At 63.9% G+C, this 17,739-nt stretch carries 12 protein-coding genes and 2 pseudogenes; 6 read left to right on the plus strand and 8 right to left on the minus strand.

Translation table 11 applies throughout. From position 1 onward, the window contains the following. Window positions 1-48: 48 nt before the first annotated feature. Together JL101_RS27945 and JL101_RS27950 are read left to right on the plus strand one after the other, a co-directional pair. Complete coding sequence (locus tag JL101_RS27945; RefSeq protein ID WP_203103121.1) at window positions 49-1,650, plus strand: sensor histidine kinase; 1,602 nt, start codon at window positions 49-51, stop codon at window positions 1,648-1,650. Then, window positions 1,647-2,036, plus strand: coding sequence for a response regulator (locus JL101_RS27950; protein WP_203103122.1), 390 nt, complete (start codon window positions 1,647-1,649; stop codon window positions 2,034-2,036). The genes JL101_RS27945 and JL101_RS27950 overlap by 4 nt, the downstream gene beginning before the upstream one ends. A 227-nt stretch (window positions 2,037-2,263) precedes the next feature. On the opposite strand, the gene JL101_RS27955 is transcribed toward JL101_RS27950, so the two are convergent. Continuing rightward, entirely contained in the window at window positions 2,264-3,397 is a 1,134-nt protein-coding gene (locus tag JL101_RS27955) for an IS630 family transposase (protein WP_203104623.1), read from the minus strand. 35 nt (window positions 3,398-3,432) lie between these two features. Here JL101_RS27955 and JL101_RS27960 point away from each other — a divergent pair, with 35 nt between their 5' ends. Beyond that, entirely contained in the window at window positions 3,433-3,720 is a 288-nt protein-coding gene (locus JL101_RS27960; RefSeq protein WP_203104621.1) for a LexA family protein, read from the plus strand. Window positions 3,721-4,025: 305 nt separating this feature from the next. Here the strand turns inward: JL101_RS27960 and JL101_RS27965 are convergent, their stop codons facing one another. From JL101_RS27965 to JL101_RS27975, 3 genes and pseudogenes are all read right to left on the minus strand, one after another. Then, window positions 4,026-6,758, minus strand: a complete 2,733-nt coding sequence (locus JL101_RS27965; RefSeq protein ID WP_203104600.1) for an NACHT domain-containing protein — start codon at window positions 6,756-6,758, stop codon at window positions 4,026-4,028. A 77-nt stretch (window positions 6,759-6,835) separates the two neighbouring features. Then, window positions 6,836-7,949 (minus strand): annotated as a pseudogene (locus JL101_RS37000) (ISAs1 family transposase). A gap of 67 nt (window positions 7,950-8,016) precedes the next feature. Beyond that, window positions 8,017-8,274 (minus strand): hypothetical protein, encoded by a 258-nt coding sequence (locus tag JL101_RS27975; RefSeq protein WP_228435205.1) that lies wholly within the window; start codon window positions 8,272-8,274, stop codon window positions 8,017-8,019. 394 nt (window positions 8,275-8,668) lie between these two features. Here JL101_RS27975 and JL101_RS27980 point away from each other — a divergent pair. Continuing rightward, a pseudogene (locus JL101_RS27980) lies at window positions 8,669-9,174 on the plus strand (transposase); the annotation flags it as partial. A 100-nt stretch (window positions 9,175-9,274) separates the two neighbouring features. Next, window positions 9,275-10,003, plus strand: a complete 729-nt coding sequence (locus tag JL101_RS27985) for a terminase small subunit (RefSeq protein ID WP_203098539.1) — start codon at window positions 9,275-9,277, stop codon at window positions 10,001-10,003. An 84-nt stretch (window positions 10,004-10,087) separates the two neighbouring features. On the opposite strand, the gene JL101_RS27990 is transcribed toward JL101_RS27985, so the two are convergent. The 4 genes from JL101_RS27990 to cobB all read right to left on the minus strand — a co-directional run bounded on the left by JL101_RS27990 (window position 10,088) and on the right by cobB (window position 17,223). After that, window positions 10,088-14,947, minus strand: a complete 4,860-nt coding sequence (locus JL101_RS27990) for an NAD-glutamate dehydrogenase (RefSeq protein ID WP_203098540.1) — start codon at window positions 14,945-14,947, stop codon at window positions 10,088-10,090. A gap of 140 nt (window positions 14,948-15,087) precedes the next feature. Beyond that, window positions 15,088-15,753: a heme exporter protein CcmB gene (gene ccmB / locus JL101_RS27995; RefSeq protein WP_201076008.1), complete on the minus strand. Its 666-nt coding sequence runs from the start codon at window positions 15,751-15,753 to the stop codon at window positions 15,088-15,090. Then, a complete protein-coding gene (gene ccmA, locus JL101_RS28000; protein ID WP_203098724.1) occupies window positions 15,750-16,403 on the minus strand; it encodes a heme ABC exporter ATP-binding protein CcmA in 654 nt (217 codons plus the stop codon). Before ccmA ends, ccmB begins: the two co-directional genes overlap by 4 nt. A 97-nt stretch (window positions 16,404-16,500) precedes the next feature. Continuing rightward, the gene (gene cobB, locus JL101_RS28005) at window positions 16,501-17,223 is read right to left on the minus strand and encodes a Sir2 family NAD+-dependent deacetylase (protein WP_407697370.1); all 723 of its coding nucleotides are present in this window, start codon (window positions 17,221-17,223) and stop codon (window positions 16,501-16,503) included. 77 nt (window positions 17,224-17,300) lie between these two features. On the opposite strand from cobB, the gene JL101_RS28010 reads away from it, so the two are divergent. After that, complete coding sequence (locus JL101_RS28010) at window positions 17,301-17,738, plus strand: DUF6314 family protein (protein WP_203098541.1); 438 nt, start codon at window positions 17,301-17,303, stop codon at window positions 17,736-17,738. Window position 17,739 lies beyond the last annotated feature (1 nt).

A 17,739-nucleotide genomic window follows, 5' to 3' on the forward strand; every position in this document is an offset into this window, starting at 1 on the left:
GTTTACCAATTATCAACATAGTCGATGATGATCTCCGAAGGGGCACCGGTGGACGCGCGCGTTGAACCCAGGCATCTCGGGGCGCTCTCCGGCGAAGGCGCCACGCCGGCCGCCCGGCGCACCATCGCCTTCCTCTGCCTCGCCTACATCCTCGCCACGCTGGCGATCCTGCCGTTCGCCGACAGGCCGGGACCGGTGCTCCCGGCCATCACGACGACTTTCGGGGCCGGCGTGATGATCGCGGACCTGTGCACGGCATTCCTGCTGCTCGCCCAGGTCCGCGCGGCCCGGTCCCGGTCGCTGCTCCTGCTGTCCGCAGCCTATCTCTACAGCGCGGCGATGGCGCTCCTGCACGTCCTCACCTTCCCCGGCGCATGGATCCCGGACCAGCCCCTGATCGGAACCCCCCAGTCGGTCGGATGGCTCTTCATCGCCTGGGTGCTGGGATTCCCGGCCCTGGTCCTGGCGGCCGTGGCCGCCGAGGCGCGTTCGGGAACCGGCGCGATCGCGCCCGACCGGGTGGAGCGGGCGATCGCCCGAACCCTGGCCACTGTCCTGGCGGCCGTCGTCCTGCTGGCGCTGGCTGCCACAACCGGGCAGGCCTGGATACCCCGGCAGATCCAGGGCAACGTCTTCGCCACCTGGGGCAACGCGGTCCAGTGGACGTCCGTCGCCCTCTCCATGACCGCCTTCCTGATGCTCTGGCGGATCACGCGCGGCCGCAACGTGCTGTTCGGCTGGCTCGGCCTGGCCCTGGTCGCCTTCGCCGCCTCCAACGCGCTCGCCGTCGCCGGCGGCGCCCGCTACACGGTCGGCTGGGACCTGAGCCGGCTCAGCGGGTTCATCTCGGCCAGCCTGCTGCTCGTGTTCTTCCTCGGCCAGTTCGCCAGGCTCCACCGGTCCCTCGCGGCCGCGCTGGTCCGTCTGCGCGACGTCAACGGGACGCTGGAACGCCGGGTCGCCGAGCGCACCTCGGAACTCGAGGACACGAACCGGCAGCTGCGCAAGGCGCTGGACGAGCGGAGCCTGCTGCTGCGCGAGGTCTATCACCGCGTCAAGAACAACCTCCAGGTCATCGACGGCATGATCGCCATCCAGGCGCTGGGCTGGGAGGGTTCCCCGACCGAGGAGCTCCTGAACGATCTCCGCCGGCGCATCAACGCCCTCGGCCTGGTCCACCAGCAGCTGATGACGTCGGACGATCTGGCGACCTTCGACATCCGCCCCTTCCTCGAGGAACTCAGGGGCAACCTGTCGACCCTGGGCGGCGGCGCGCGCCACGGCATCGACATCTCCGTCGAGGCCGACGCCCTGCGGGTGGACCTGGACTTCGCCATTCCCCTCGGCCTGATCGTGACCGAGCTGGTCCAGAACGCCCTGAAGCACGCTTTCCCCGACGGCGGCAGCGACGGCCGCAGGATCCAGGTCGGCCTCCGGCGCTGCCCCGGGGAGCGGCTGTTGCTGTCCGTCCACGACAACGGCAGGGGCGGAAGCGACGGGCGAAATCATGGAACCACGTCGGCAAGCAAAGGGTTGGGCCTGAGTATCGTGCAGGCCCTGGTGGTCCAATTGGAGGGTGAAATGGCCGTATCCGGCGCCGACGGACTCAGGGTGGAGGTGAGGATGCCGGCACCCGAGGCCGGGCAATGACGGACGGGGGCGGCTGCGTTCTCGTCGTCGATGACGAACACCTGATCGCGCTCAGCCTGACCCTCACCCTTCAGTCGATGGGGCTCCGGGTCTGCGGAACGGCCGCCACCGCCGCCAAGGCCGTCGAGCTGGCCCAGACGCACCGCCCCTCCCTCATCCTGATGGACGTGCGGCTGAAGGGGAAAACGGATGGCGTGGACGCCGCGATCGAGATCCACCGCCACCGCCCCACGCCGGTCATCTTCATCACCGGATCGCGGGAGCCCGAGACCGTGGAGCGCATCCACCGGGACCACCCCGCGGCGCTCCTGTTCAAACCCATCCTCCCCGGCAACCTGAGGGAGGAAGTGGACCGGGTGCTCAACAGGGGCGCAGCCGGTCCCTGACGCGGCGCGTGGGTCGGGCGATAATGGAAGCGGGAGGTTTTGCCCGCCGTTCCAGCCGCCGCGAAGCGTTGGGCCACGGCCCGACCTAGGGTTTGACGCAGGGCAGAAGTAACGCATCCCGTCGATCGTAGGTTGGGCCGCGGCCCAACGCGTCGGCCCGGCTTCCCCAGGCAGGTCAAACGGATCGGGCTTTGCTCTAGTGGCTCGGCACAGTGGTTTTGATGAGTTCAGGCGGCTTGCTTGAGGGAGGGCTCCGGATCGGGATAGGCATGGCCCATCTTCTCACGCGCCCGCTCGGTGGTGAACATCCAGGTAATGCGGGCGCCCTCGGCGTTGCGCCGGCGCTGCCAGGCTGCCACCTCGGCCTCGAGGCGCTCGCGCTCGGCGATGCGGCGGTCCAGGCACTGGGAGCGCAGCACGCCGATCTCGATCTCGACCATGTTCAGCCAACTCGCGTGCTTGGGCACGAAGTGGAAGTCCAGCCGGCGCAGCACCCGGCGCGCCTCGCACGCCGGGAACGCCTCGTAGAGCGCCCCGGCCGAATGGGTTGACAAATTGTCCAGCACCACGCGGATCCGCTCGGCCTCGGGGTAGTGGACGTCGACCAGGTCGCGCATGCACGCGGCGAAGTCGCGCCCCGTGCGCCGGTCGGTGACCTTGACCGCGCGCCAGGGGCGGTGCGCGTCGAGGAACACGAACAGGTTGGCGGTGCCGTTGCGCCGGTACTCATAATCGAACCGCTCCGGCTGCCCCGGCGCGGCCGGGACCGGCTCGCGCGCCTCGCCGATCAGCTGGGTCGGGCTCTCGTCGAAGCACACCACCGGGCGCGCCGGGTCGGGCGCCTCGGCGTAGAGGTCGAGCACGTCCTCCATGCGCGCGACGTACTCGGCGTCGACGCGCGGGATGCACCACATGTCCCGGCGCCACGGCTTCAGGTCGTTCTCGGCCAGCCGCCGCCGGACCGTCTCGCCGGACACGGCGTCGTGCCCGGTCAACGCGACCAGCGCTCCCGCCAGCAGGTCGAGCGTCCAGCGCGCCCGGCCCTCGGGCGGCTCGGAACAGGCGGTCGCCACCAGCAGGGCCTCCTCCTTGCCCGACAGCTTGCGCGGCGCCCCCGGCCGCGGCCGTTCGCCCAGCGCGGCGTCCAGGTTGCCCGCGACGAAGCGGCGCCGGGTCCGGTGCACCGTGGCCGTGCCGACCGCCAGGGTGGCGGCGATCGCCTCGTCGCCGTGGCCCGCGTCGGCCGCCAGCAGGATCTGCGCCCGCTTGACCTTGCGCACGGCTTGCCGACCCCCGCTGACCAGGGCCTGCAGCTCGGTCCGCTCGGCTTCGCTCAGATCCACGCGGTAGCGTACAGTCATCGGGCCTCCTCGACGCTCAAAGCCCCGACAACCCGATGGCCGCCGCGATGTCACAGCCCCACCCGGAACCGAATTTCACGCCCAAGCAAGGGCAGTATTTGGCGTTCATCCACGCCTACACCTGCATCAATGCCCGACCGCCCGCCGAGGCCGACCTGCAGCGCTTCTTCGGCGTCACCCCGCCCACCATCCACCAGATGGTCCTCGCCCTCGAACGCACCGGCCTCATCCAGCGCACCCCCGGTGCCGCCCGCAGCATCAGGCTGCTCGTGCCACCGGAGAGCCTGCCGGTCCTTCAAAGGCCCGAAGCCAGCTCATCATAATCACTGTGCCGAGCCACTAGGCGGCGGGTGTCGGCTCCGCATCCTTCTCCGGCAGGGGAATTCCTACAAGAGGTGCCCAGTTCGGCGACCTGCGCCGCCTGACGCTCGATCAGCGCCGCCTGCTCGACAGTAGGGCATCCTTCTCAGCCTCCCTCAGGCGGTAGCGTGGCGGTTTCTCCATCCCATCGTTGACTTATATTCCAAGCTGTAGCGCAACCCTTTTCGCTAACCCCGTGAGCAATCACCTGAGCGCTCCCCGAAATGCATTCTCAGCACCGTCGAATACGAAAAATCAATTGTTCCATTCACGATGCTAAATAAACTGTACTGATATCTCTAGGTGTATCAAGTAGGATTCTGGTCTCTTCCTCCCAATAGATTGTATATTGATAACCACAATACTCCTCCATTTTTCGAACTTCTGCCTCTAGCCACTGGCGCATATGGGTGGCTACGTAAGATTTCTTAATGTTTGTTTTGGAGACTCTTGAGGATATCTCCGAAACAAGGTCGTCGTGTGTTATTATTCCACAACGAAGAGCATAAACAAAGCAGTTCAACACACCTCCGAACAACTTATCATCATTCTTGCATATTAAGAAAATTCTTTTCCAAACCTCCATTGGTAAATGGTGATACAAAGAGCGTTTAGATTTCGCGCTAATGCGAGCCACTTCGTGATCAGCGATCCCACATCTATGAATTGTGTGAAGAGCTTCAACAATGTCATTAAATCTATTTGGGTGATCTAGCCGGTTGCGTTGGCGATAGATTAGCGCAAGTGGGATCGATAATACCGGATCAAACATCCTGTCTACATCTAACAATACAATTTCGATAGGAATCAACATGTGAACATTGTGGATTTCATAGAACTTCTCAAAATCACTGTTATACCACCTCCAGTAGAAACCAGCATATGAGGAATCCTTTAATGCCATATCATACAAGTAGGGCTTTACCAGTTCCTTGGCTTTCATTGTTGTCTCATGAGGTAATCTAACTTCCTTAGATAATACTCCAATTGGAAATGTGGAATCCCTTCCACTGGTGATTGCAGCGCACGCAGCCAATGAAACAGGTCTCGTCGAACCTAAGATCTGCTTAGCAAAAAAATCCCCCATTGTACTTCTAGCAAAATCTCTCCGGTCCTGAGTACAATTGGATGCAACATTTATGATATCCAGTTCTAAACGATCTTTCTTATCTACAGCAGCATCAAAACTTATTGAGCAGATCAGATTGCAAATTTCTTTGATATCGGCTTCTGATCCAGGAAGATATTCGAGCGCTCGAGCTGAGAATAGTAAAACTGCAGATAAATCTTGTCTCTCGAGAAGAGCCTTTTGGATACTATTTTTTAGCAAATTAACGGCAATGGCAATCCTTTTCTGATTACGGAAAGTTTTAATTTGAAGTGCAAGATGTGAAATTACGTCCCACTCTCTATTTATTATACGAGGCATTAGGGCAGTGATTAGCTGCTCCACTGTCTCGTGTATCTCATCTAAATTTCTAGCAAAAAAGTACTCCAAGAACGTTTGATGACTAAATTTATATAGATCTGGGGAGAACTCGGACATAACCCAAGATCTTTCAGTGACAAACTTTGTAACTAGCTTTGCAGCTTGGTTGGACTTGGCCCGACTCTCAAAGAGATCTCCAAAATAAGACTTGTTTTGTTTCTCTATCCAATCCTTATCAACACCCTCCTCAAGATTTGCATGACCATATATTCTGGATGCCAAATCGCTGAACAAATGCAGCATATCAAAACCTGGAGGAATCTCTGCACGAATATCCCGATTCTGATCCCATTTCTCAAACATCAATATGGCACATTCTTTATAGATCTCTGGTCTGTTCGATGGTACATTGCCCTTCATTGTGAATAGATATGACATTAGGCCAAGCATTAATGGATTCTGACGTAGGTCATTCGCATTCTTTTCCGTTTGCCTCAGAAAATCGTTTGCGTGATCCAGTGCGTCTTGTTTCTTCAGCCCTGCTACAACTTGCATAAATTTTGAAAGGTAGGAACGGATCTCGGGTTCGTCAAATCTTTCTAACACAAGCTCCTCAAATTCGTTAGATAGTTGAGCGTCTTCATAGCCTATCAAACGAGAGGTTACAATAACTGGGCACAAAGGATATTCATCACAGAAATTTAGAACAAGCTGCACAAATTCCCGCCGCCTAGCAGTATTTAATATCTCGTCTAATCCATCAAACGCCAAAATGGCTCGGCCATAGCCTAATAGGTACTTAAGACTGTTTACCGCTTCGTCCTCTGCAATCGTTATTAATTTTCTAATATCGTTTACTAAGTACTCAAACAGTCCTAGCTGGACATTCTCAAGCCTAGCCGCTTCAAAATTTCTCAGTACAATTCTCAAAGGGACCTTTAAATTTCTCGATTCGAATTTGGATTTTTCATCTGGATATTGAAAATGAAGAGAACATTGCTTAGCAAGCTCGAAACATAAATACTGGCAAAGTGTTGACTTTCCTCCGCCAGGATCTCCTAAGACAACTACTCGCCGAAAACTGGATCGAAAGTCACCATAACTAATCTTAGAAAATAGGATATGCTTCTCCGTTTCGGTCTCCTCCAGTATCTTTCCCCTCTCTCGCGATTTATCGAGCACAATATCTGCTAAACGCATGTGTGTTTCCGACAACTGTCTGTAGCGGAGCTTGGATGGAATGTAAATTTTGTTTATGTCTATTGGCTTAGATCCTTTATTTGTTTCAATTTGTATTGTCCTGTAGTTCGATTGCAAGCCCTTGGATATCCTCTGTAGACAATTTATTGTATTTTCGTAAGGATCTCCGTTATCTACAAGAGACAAAGCTAGCGAAATCTTTTCATCAACTAAATCAATCCGTTGCAAAATTTCATTTGATAAGGACCTCATTGCTAATGCAAGTGCATCATCATTAAACATATACTGCATAGATGCTTCAAATGAAGTCGCTATCTGTTCATAAAGCTTAGTAGAGTTACCGCAGTTTTCTCCGAGTACAAGGTCATGCAACTTGACGAATGCCTCCTGTGTAAATGGGCAACGTTTCTGTATAACCGCCTGCTCGGCCCAGGGCTGTTCAGTTCTCGCTATGAGAGGCGATATGCGAGCGCATTGTCGAAGTTGAGCGCGTTGACGTAGAGTTCGCGGGCGATGTTCTGGACGCCGTTGGCCCGCAGGATGTTGATCGCGAAGCTGCGGAACCGGGCGACGTGGGTGGGCTTGACGCGGGTTCGGCTGGCGTCCTCGCCGAACGTGACGTCGCGGACCCAATGGCTCCGGTTTTCAATCGCCCAGTGCCCCCGGACCGCCCGTCCGAACGCCTCGGCGCCGAGCGCGACCTGGCAGGCGTAGAACGAGACGTCCTCGGTGGCGTGCCACAGGCCTGACCTGGTGTCCTTGTGCCAGGTCAGGCGGGCGACGCGGGCGGCGCAGACGATTAGGCCGTCCCATTCGGCGTCGAGTTTGCCCCGGACATCGAAGGTCTCGACCGTGCGGGTCTCGTGGCGGCCGTGGCCCTTGGGATCAACGCTCCTGTGGCTTTCGGCCGGGGGCTGGGTGGCGGCGATGGCCTCGAGCGTGGCCAGCAGGGTCGGCTGGTTGGCCTTGACCTGGGCGAGCAACGCGTTGCCGGTGTCGCGGGCCGCCTCAAAGGTTTTTTTGACAGTGCAGCGCGTCGGCGGTGAACAGCACGCCGCTCAGGCCGAGCTCCGCGATCAGGCGCTGGGCCGCCGGGATCTCGTTGCTCTTGTCGTCGATCTCGCTGTGCGCCAGCAGGATCGCCGCCTCCGAGGCGAACGCGCTGAGCGCCTGGGCCGCCTTGCGGTCGTTGAGGTGGTCGAAGCTGCCCTTGAGCGTCTTGCCGTCGAGCGCGATCGCCGGCATCCCGCCCTCGGGGCGCGCCAGCAGGCTGGCGGCGTGCCGGCGGAACGCCCGCTCCAGGGCGTCGGCGTCGAGGTCCTGGAGCACGGTGCGCAGGGTGTTGACCGATGGCGCCCGCCTCAGGGCGACGCCGAACAGCTCGTTGAGCAACTCCCGGCGCTGCTCCAGGAAGACGATGATGCGGCGGTACGAGGTCGCGCCGGACAGCAGCGCCAGCACGGTGAACAGCAGCAGCGGCGCCAGCGGGTAGCGCTTGCCCGCCGCGCGCCGCGGATCGGGAACCTCGCCCAGGGCCGCGAGAAGCCGGCCGAACGGTACCATGGCAACCCCCAAGTCCAGGAATTGCCGAGCAAGGATTCACACATTCGCGCGAGATGGTAGACTCTTTCTACGCTGCTTCACACCCCGCCAGGACTCGCTGCGCGCGAGTCAGGCGCGCAACGGGGAGAACTGAACAGCCCTGCTGCTCGGCCATTGCTGTTACTAAACCGCTCTTTTCAAATTCACGTAAAAAACGTTCTAGATTAGATGTAAGCTCTCCATAGTAACTTCCTACAACTATCTCATAATCAGCCAGCGCTCTTTGAATGGCTGGATTGCTTATTCTTGTTCCCTTGAGAGCAGAATCTACTTTGTTGAGACGCATTACTTTCTGGAATGCGATCGGGCCGATTCGGCTCAGTGCTGTGTTGAAAAGCGATCCTAGTGTGCTGCTAACTAACATTTATCGAACCTCTAAAGCGCCTTCGGCGGGGCATCACAATCTCCCATAAACTAACAGAGAAAGCATTAGCTGTATAGCATCGAAACCCGTCGCGCTAAAAGGTCGATTACATACTATCATAGTCAAAGTAATTGTTCCTTTCCGCCAAAGTCGAAATTATGTTCATCCTAGCGATAGCATGGGAAAGCGACTGCCTGCGTCGCCATAGGCTTCCTGCGGACGCTGCTGAAGGTGGTGGTGCACTACACATTGCCTACCGGTTGAGAGCGCCTAACAAAACCTTGGCTTAATAGCGGGCCGTGCCCAACTGATTGGCATGTCCGAACCTCTTGTCAGCGATGAGTTTTGGGCGGTTGTGGCGCTGCTATTGCCGTCCCGTCCGGCACGTCCGTAAGGTGGCCGGCCACCGTTTGATGACGGGGCGGCCCTGACCGACATCCTGTTCGTTCTGAAGAGCGGCATTCCGTGGGAGATGCTGCCACGGGAGATGGGCTGTGGTTCAAGCATGACCTGCTGGCGGCGGCTTCGCGACTGGTAGGCCGCCGGGTATTGGGAAAAAGCTACACCATGTTCTGCTGGACCGGTTGGGCAAGTCCAATGCGATCGACTGGATTCGGGCGGCACTGAACAGCGCCAATGTTCCGGCAAACAGGGGGATGTCGGCACAGGGCCGAAACCCGAAAACGGACGAGAGTGTCAGGAATTTCGTGTAGTCGGATGCTGGAAGCCACGGTCGATGCTGTCCCTCCGATCCGTCAGTGCGCCGGCCGGCCACGCCGCCGGCGGGCCAAGCTTCATGGGGACAAGGCTTATGATTTCTCCAGGGAAGGTGTCACTAAGACCATGATCCTATTTCCCTTGAAAATCAACCTACGCCATGGTAAGGAACCAATTCCTTTTCCCTGGTTCCGAAGGCCCCACCATGCCCGCTCCAGTCCCCGTTCCCTCTCCCGCTCCGGCCCCCGCCGTCCCCTCCATCTACACCCCCCTCCCGCACCGCCAGGAAGCCTTCGCCCGGCACGTCGCCGCCGGCAGGGGCTATGCGGGGGCGGCGCGGCTGTCCGGCTATGCCTGGGCAAGCGCCCGCCAGACCGGCTCGCGCCTGATGAAGCAGCCGGAGGTCGCCGCCCGGGTGGTCGAGCTGACCGAGGCCGACAAGACCCGCCGCCATGCCGAGCTGGACGAGCTGGTCGCCGCCGCCAAGCGGGTGCTGATCGACGCCATGGAGAAGCAGAACCATTTCGCCGCCCTGCGCGCCATCGACCAGATCGCCCGCCTGCGCGGCCTCGCCGGCCCCACGGCGGAGGCCCGCGATACCGCGCTCGACGCCGACCCCGAACCGGACGACAACGCCTCCGCCTGCTCCTCCATCGCCGAACCCGAGGCCCAGTTCGAGCCGCAGATGCCGCCCGCCGGCCTCGCCCCGGTCGAGCCCGCGCCCGAGGACCCGGAAAAGGCCGATGCCAGGCAGTCCAAGGCGCACAACCGCCATATCAACCGCTGTATCGAAACCCTCAGGAAGCGGCACCCCGACCTCTACGCCCGGGTCCGCCGGGGCTCGATTGAGGATGCCGGCCTCTATTTCGACGCGGGCCTCAACCTCCTGCCGGCCGACCGCTGGCCGGGCGCCGCCTCCCCGGCGCATCCGTGAAGACGTATGTTGACACAAGCGGCCACGCCCCGGGGGTGGATCCCCCGGCCTCCGGGCCTCCCAGGCAACACAACCCCCGGCCCCTCAGCTCGCGATCAGTCCCCGAAGCTGCCGGTTCGCCACCGCCAGCATCGCCAGGTCCACCCGGGTGACCCCGCGCAGCTCCGTCAGCAGCTGGCGGTTCCGCTCCACCGGCCCCTGGCGGCATGCCGCCCAGGCGTCGATGGCGGCGGTCTGGTCCTGGCCGTCGTTCAGGATGCGGGCGGTCAGGTCGCTCTGAAGGCCGTAGAGATCGTCCACGATCGCGCTGACCGCCTGCTTCTGCCAGTGGTTCTCGGTCTTGACCCGGACCGCCTGGCAGCGCAGCCATTCCATGCCGAATCGGTGGCCCAGCTCGAAATAGACCAGCGCCACGGCGGGCACGTCGCGCCGGCACAGCCGGGCGATCCGGGTGACGTCCAGCCCCGACGCCAGGATGCCCAGGCTGGCGACCCGGCGCGCCAGGTCGGCCGGCACGCCCTGCTCCGTCCAGTGCGCGGCGCGCTCGTCCAGCAGCCTCCTGTCCTCCTCGGACAGCACGGTGTCCAGGTCGGCCGCCAGCTGCTCGACGCCGGGGGTATAGTTGGCCGCCTCCGCGCCCAGGTCGAGCGGCTGCGGGGCGTTGATCAGGAACCACGGCACCGTGCGGTGGAGCAGCGCCTGGGTGGCCAGGATCATCTCGTACTGGCAGGCCGCCGGCACCCGGTTGTCCAGCGCCTCGATGGCGCTCCAGACGGTCCGCAGCGCGAAGGCGTCGCGGCTGACCGTATAGGCCCGCGCGATGTCGCCCGGCCCCATGCCGGTCTTCTCCATCATCTCCGACAGGAAGGTCGGGCCGACCCGGTTGACCATGCTGTTGGTGGTGTATGTCGCGATGATCTCGCGGCGCAGCCGGTGCCGCTCGATCGCCTCGCGGAAGTCGCGGCGCAGCGCCTTGGGGAAATATTTGACCAGGTCCTCCGCCATGCGCGGGTCGTCGGGCAGGTTGGAGGCCAGCAGCTCGTCGTACAGCGTGATCTTGGAATAGGCCAGCAGCACGGCCAGCTCCGGCCGGGTCAGCGCCTGCCCGCGCGACGTCCGGGATGCGATCTCCTCGTCGTCGGGCAGGAACTCGATCGCCCGGTTCAGATGGCCGCTCTTCTCCAGCAGCCGCATGAAGCGGACCTGCCCCTCCAGCGACTCGGCCCCGCCCACCCCGGCGACGCTGATCGCCTGGGTCTGGAGGTAATTGTCGGCCAGCACCAGCTCGGCCACCTCGTCGGTCATGCTCGCCAGAAGCTGGTCGCGCTGCTTCATGGTCATGTCGCCGCGGGCGATCACGTCGCCGGTCAGCACCTTGATGTTGACCTCGTGGTCGGAGGTATCGACGCCGGCGGAATTGTCGATCGCGTCGGTGTTGATCCGTCCTCCCCCCTGGGCGTACTCGATCCGGCCGCGCTGGGTCACGCCCAGGTTGGCGCCCTCGCCGACGATCTTCGCGCGGACCTCCCGGCCGTCGATCCGGCTGGAATCGTTGGCCTTGTCGCCGACCTCGGCATGGGTCTCCTCGGTCGCCTTGACGAAGGTGCCGATGCCGCCGAACCACAGCAGGTCCACTTGCCCCCGGAGCATCGCCTGGATCAGCTCCACCGGGGTCACCTTGTCGCGGGTCAGGCCGAAACGGGCCTGGATCTCGGGCGACAGCTTCAGCGACTTGGCCTTGCGGTCGAAGATGGCGCCGCCCGGCGACAGCAGCCCCGCGTCATAGTCAGCCCAGGTCGAGCGCGGCAGGTCGAACAGCCGGCGCCGCTCCTCGAAGCTGGTCGCCGGATCCGGGTTCGGATCGCAGAAGATGTGCAGGTGGTTGAAGGCGCCCACCAGCTTCGTGTGGCGCGACAGCAGCATGCCGTTGCCGAACACGTCGCCCGACATGTCGCCGACGCCGACGCAGGTGAAGTCCTGGGTCTGGCAATCCACGCCGATCTCGCGGAAGTGTCGCTTGACCGACTCCCAGGCGCCGCGCGCGGTGATGCCCATCTTCTTGTGGTCGTACCCGCGCGACCCGCCCGACGCGAAGGCGTCGCCCAGCCAGAACCCATAGTCCAGCGACACGCCGTTGGCGATGTCGGAGAAGGTCGCCGTGCCCTTGTCGGCCGCCACCACCAGGTACGGGTCGTCGCCGTCGATCCGGACCACCCGCGGCGGCGGCACGACCGACCCGTCGGCCGCGAAGTTGTCGGTGATGTCGAGCAGGCCCCGCATCAGCGTCTTGTAGCACTCGATCACCTCGGCCATCAGCACCTCGCGGCCGGCATCGGCCGGCGGCGGGCGCTTGACCACGAAGCCGCCCTTCGACCCCACGGGCACGATGACCGCGTTCTTGACCATCTGCGCCTTCATCAGGCCCAGGATCTCGGTGCGGAAATCCTCGCGCCGGTCGGACCAGCGGATGCCGCCGCGGGCGACCTTGCCGCCGCGCAGATGGATCGCCTCGACCCGCGGGCTGTAGACCCAGACCTCGACCATGGGGCGGGGCAGGGGCAGCTCGTCCACGCCCCGGCTGTCCAGCTTCATGGACAGGTAGGGCTTGACCCCGCCGTCCTCGGCCTTCTGGAAATAGTTGGTCCGCAGGGTGCAGCGCACGAGGTTGAGGAACCGGCGCAGGATGCGGTCCTCGTCCAGGTTGGCGACCTCGTCCAGCGCGTGGTCGATCTCCACCAGCAGCCCGTTGACCGCGACCTGCGCCTCGTCGGCGCCGCCCGGCGTCGCCCGCCGGTCCGGGTCGTGCAGGGTCTGGAACAGCCGGACGATCAGCCGCGTGATGGCGGCGTGGCCGGCCAGCGTGTCCTCCATGTAGTCCTGGCTGAACTGGAAGCGGATCTGGCGCAGATACTTGGCATAGGCCCGCAGCATGGTGATGTCGCGCCAGCCCAGCCCGGCGCGGATCACCAGCCGGTTGAAGCCGTCGTCCTCCATCCGGCCTTCCCAGACCCGCAGGAACGCGTCCTGGAACGCCTGCCGCACGCGGCCCAGGTCCACGGCGATGCCGGCCCGGCTGGTCATGGCGAAGTCATGGATCCAGACCGGCTCGATCCGGCCGGGGATCGTCACCTCGAACGGTCCGCCCTCCGAGATCACCTTGACGCCCATATGCTCCAGCATGGGCAGGATGTCGGACAGGGCCACCTGCCCGCCGTCATGGTAGAGCTTCAGGTAAAGCTCGGTCTCGCCGGCCTCGATCGGCCGGTAGAGGTTCAGGCCCAGGCGCCCGGTATGGAGCACCTCCTCGATCCGCTCGATGTCGTAGACGGCCAGTTCGGCGCCGAAACGGTCCCGGTATCCCACGTCGAAGGACGCGGAGTAGCGCCGGTGCAGGCGCAGCCCCTCCTCCTCGCCGCGGGCTTCGACCAGGGCGTCCTGCAAGCGGTCGGGCCAGGCGCGGCTCGCCTCGATCAGCCGTTCCTCGATCTCCCCGGCATCGTAATCGGGAATGCCGCCGGGCTTCGTTTCGATGACGAACTGGACCCGCGCCAGCACGCTCTCGGCCAGCTGCGTGAAGAAGGCGGAGCAGGTTCCGTCGAAGGCGCGCTCCAGGATCGCCTGGATGCGCCGGCGCAGGTCGGTGTCGTAGCGGTCGCGCGGGACATAGACCAGGCAGGTCATGAAGCGCTCGAACGGGTCGCGGCGGATGAACAGGGCGGTGCGCTGGCGCTCCTGCAGGTGAAGCACCCCGATCGCGATCTCGTACAGCTCGTTGTCGGTGATCTGGAACAGTTCGTCCCGGGGGAAATTCTCCAGGATATGGGTCAGCGCCTTGCCGTCGTGGCTGCGCGGATCGAACCCGGCGCGCTCCAGCACCCGGGCCACCTTGTTGCGCAGGAACGGGATGTCGCGGGCGCTGGCGCTGTAGGCGGCCGACGTGAACAATCCCACGAACAGGTGCTCGCCGACCACCTTCCCGTCGTCGTCGTAGGCCTTGATGAAGATGCTGTCCATCAGGGCCGGGCGGTGCACCGTGGCGCGGCGGTTCGACTTGGTCACCAGCAGCAGGCGCGGCTGGCGCAGGAACTGCTGGGCGTCGGGCGGCAGGGAGGCGAAGTTGCGCAGCCCGTCGAACACCCGGATGTCGTCGTTGCGCAGGATGCCCAGCCCCTCGCCGGGGACCGGGGTCAGCCGGGCCTCGTCGCCCTCGCCCTCGAACCGGTAGAGGCGATAGCCCAGGAACGTGAAATTGTCGTCGCTCAGCCAGTGCAGGAAATCCCGCGCCTCGTTCAGCTCCGCCTCGGGCAGCGCGTCCGGCATGGAGTCCACGCCGGCCATGATGCGCCCCATGGGCTCGTGCATCGCCTTCCAGTCCTCGACTGCGGCGCGCACGTCGGCCAGCACCTTCTCGATCCCCTGGGCGATCCGCTCCAGGAACTGGGGGTCGGTCTGCTCGTCCACCTCGATATGCATGAAGGATTCGGGCACGGCCTCGGCCGGGGCGGCCTGCGGCTCGTACAGGTCGGTCAGGCGGCCCGACGCGTCGCGGCGCACCCGCACCACGGGGTGGATCACCAGATGGACGGTCAGGCCCTGGCGGTTCAGCTCCGCCGTGACCGAATCGACCAGGAACGGCATGTCGTCGTTGACGATCTCGACCACGGTATGGCCGGACTGCCAGCCGTGCTCGTCGACCTGCGGGTGATAGGCCCGGACCCGGGCGGTCCGCTCCTGCCGCTGGGCGGCGAACTGCCAGATCGACAGCGCCGCGCTGTAGAGCTGGTCGGGGCTGGATTCCAGCAGGTCGTCGGGGGGCACGTTGGCATAGAACTGGCGGACGAACCGTTCGGCCATGTCGGCCCGGTCGCGGTTCAATCGGTCGCGAACGCGGCTGACGATCTGCTCGGTCAGCTCGCCTTTAAGTTGTTCGGCCTTGAGGGCCATGCCTGCCTCCCGTAATGCGGTCCGCTTCGGCGGTTTTCACCGCTTCTGTTCGGACCCGAGTGTAGCAGGTGAACATGGGTCCGTGGGGGAAGGTTGCGTGACGGGCCTATGACCTTCCGGCCGGACCTGCCCTACTCGCTCTACTCGATCGCTTGGCGCAGCGCCGCGGCCCCGGCCCAGGGCGCCAGCGGCAGCGCCGCGACCAGCAATCCGCCCAGCAGCAGCAGGTGCGGCCGCGCGGTGAAGCCGGACAGGGACGCGTCGATCGCGCCGGCCCCGAAGATCAGCACGGGGATGTAGAGCGGCAGGATCAGCAGCGACAGCAGCACGCCGCCGCGCCGGGCGCCCAGGGTCAGCGCGGCGCCGATCGCCCCGATCAGGCTCAGCGTCGGCGTGCCGATCAGCAGCGTCGCGACCAGCACGGGAAAGCCCGCCGGCTCCATGTTCAGCAGCAGCGCCAGCAGCGGGGCCGCCACGATCAGCGGCAGGCCGGTGACCAGCCAGTGCGCCAGCACCTTGGCGAACACCACCGCCTCCAGCGGCAGGCTGGACAGGGTCAGCAGTTCCAGGCTGCCATCCTCGTAGTCGTTCTGGAACAGCCGCTCCAGCGACAGCAGCGACGCCAGCAGCGCCGCCACCCAGATCACCCCCGCGGCGATGCGGGCCAGGATGTTCGGCTCCGGCCCGACGCCGAACGGGAACAGCACCACGCACAGCACGAAGAACATCACCGCGACCGTGGCGTCCGATCCCTGCCGCAGCGCCAACCGCAGGTCGCGCGACACCAGCTTGAGGAAGCGGTTCATAATCCGGCCTCTTCCGTTTCCGCCGCCAGGGCGAAGTCGTCCAGATGCAGGGTCGAGGCGCCGGGCAGGGCGATCTCCGCATGGGTCGAGACCACGACGATCCCCCCGCCCGCGCGGTGGTCGGCGATCGCCGCCTCGAGCTGCCCGATGCCGGCCCGGTCGAGCGCCACCGACGGCTCATCCAGCAGCCACAGCGGCGCCGGCGCCGCCAGGATGCGCGCCAAGTTCAGCCGCCGCTTCTGCCCGGCGGACAGGTAGCGGCCCGGGATGTCGGCGATGTGCGGCACGCCCAGCCGCTCCAGGGCGGCCAGCGCCGCGCCGCCGGGATCGGCGGCTCCCCCCATGGCAGCCCAGAAGGCCAGGTTCTCCCGCGCCGACAGCACCGGCTTCACGGCGTCGAGATGGCCGACATAATGGATGCGCGCCCGGTGCACGTCCGGATCGTCGGACACCGGCACGCCGTCCCAGCTCATGCTTCCGGAGAAGGGCCGCAGCAGCCCGGCCATCAGCCGCAGCAGGCTGGACTTCCCGCTGCCGTTCGGCCCCAGCAGCACCAGCGCGCCGCCGGCCGGAACCGCGAACGAGAGATCCTGGAACACCAGCCGCTCGCCGCGCAGGCAGGTCAGGTCGGTACCGGCGAACAGGGGCATGGGCGCGGAGCGGTCGGCATGAAGGTTGAAAAACCGGGCGGGTGCCGAGTGGTACAGCACCCCGCCACCGCTGCCAAGGGCATTCGGGCCGGCTGCGTCACCGCTTCAGCGCCAGCAGCCGCTCGACGAAGGCCGGCACCGCCCCGGTGGCGGGGCCGTAGATCTTCTCGTCGAACAGGGTGGCGCCTTCCGACGGTTCCAGGTTCAGCTCGACGGTGTGGGCGCCGTTGATCCGCGCTTCCTGCACGAATCCCGCGGCGGGATACACGTTTCCGGAGGTTCCGATTGACACGAACAGGGCCGAAGTGGCAAGGTTCTGATAAATGCGCTCCATTTCCAGGGGCATCTCGCCGAACCAGACCACGTGGGGGCGCATCTCGGCGACGGCCCCGCAGTCGGCGCAATCATCCTCCACGGACAGGTCGGCGCGGATCTCGGAGATCGCGCCGCACACGCCGCACCGGGCCTTCAACAGCTCGCCGTGCATGTGGATCAAATTGCGCGATCCCGCGCGCTCGTGCAGGTCGTCGATGTTCTGGGTCACCAGCAGGACCTCGCCGGGCCATTCCCGCTCCAGCCGGGCCAGGGCGTCGTGGGCGGCGTTCGGCCGGACATCGGCCTGGAGCAATCCGCGCCGCCGGTCGTTGTAGAAGCGGTGGACCATGTCGGGGTCGCGGGCGTAGCCCTCGGGCGTCGCGACGTCCTCCAGCCGCACCCGTTCCCATACGCCGCCGGCGCAGCGGAACGTGTCCAGGCCCGATTCCTTGGAGATGCCGGCGCCTGTCAGGATGACGATCCGGTCGGAAGGCTTTAACATCATGATGCTTTTTCCGAAGCGGGAGAGGTTGCGTGAGTTTAGAGGCGACCCCGGCCGGGGCCAACGGAAGAGTCCATGCGGTGGCGGATCTGCGCGCATTCCTGGCGGGCGCGTGGCGCATCGTCCGCACCGTGCGTGACGCCCGGCTGGGGCAGGACGGCTCGTTCGACGGGACAGCGCTTTTCGAGCAGGGAGCCGGCGGGGATCTGTTGCTGCGGGAAACCGGCACCCTGCGCTTCGGCGACCATGCCGGGCCGGCCGATCAGACCTACCGCTATAGCTTCCCGGACGGGCCGCGGCGCGCGATGGTCTTCCGCCACGACGGCTCGCCGTTCCACGACCTGGACCTGTCGGACGGCACTGCCGAGGTTCTGCACCATTGCGGCGCCGACGTCTACCGCGGCGGCTTCCGGGTCGAGGGCCATGACGCCTGGACCGTCCGCTGGCTGGTCACGGGACCGCGCAAGGACTATGACATGATGACGCGGTACAGCCGCGTTCCGGTTCCGGAGGAGTAGC

This window comes from Skermanella rosea, assembly GCF_016806835.2.
Lineage (GTDB): Bacteria > Pseudomonadota > Alphaproteobacteria > Azospirillales > Azospirillaceae > Skermanella > Skermanella rosea.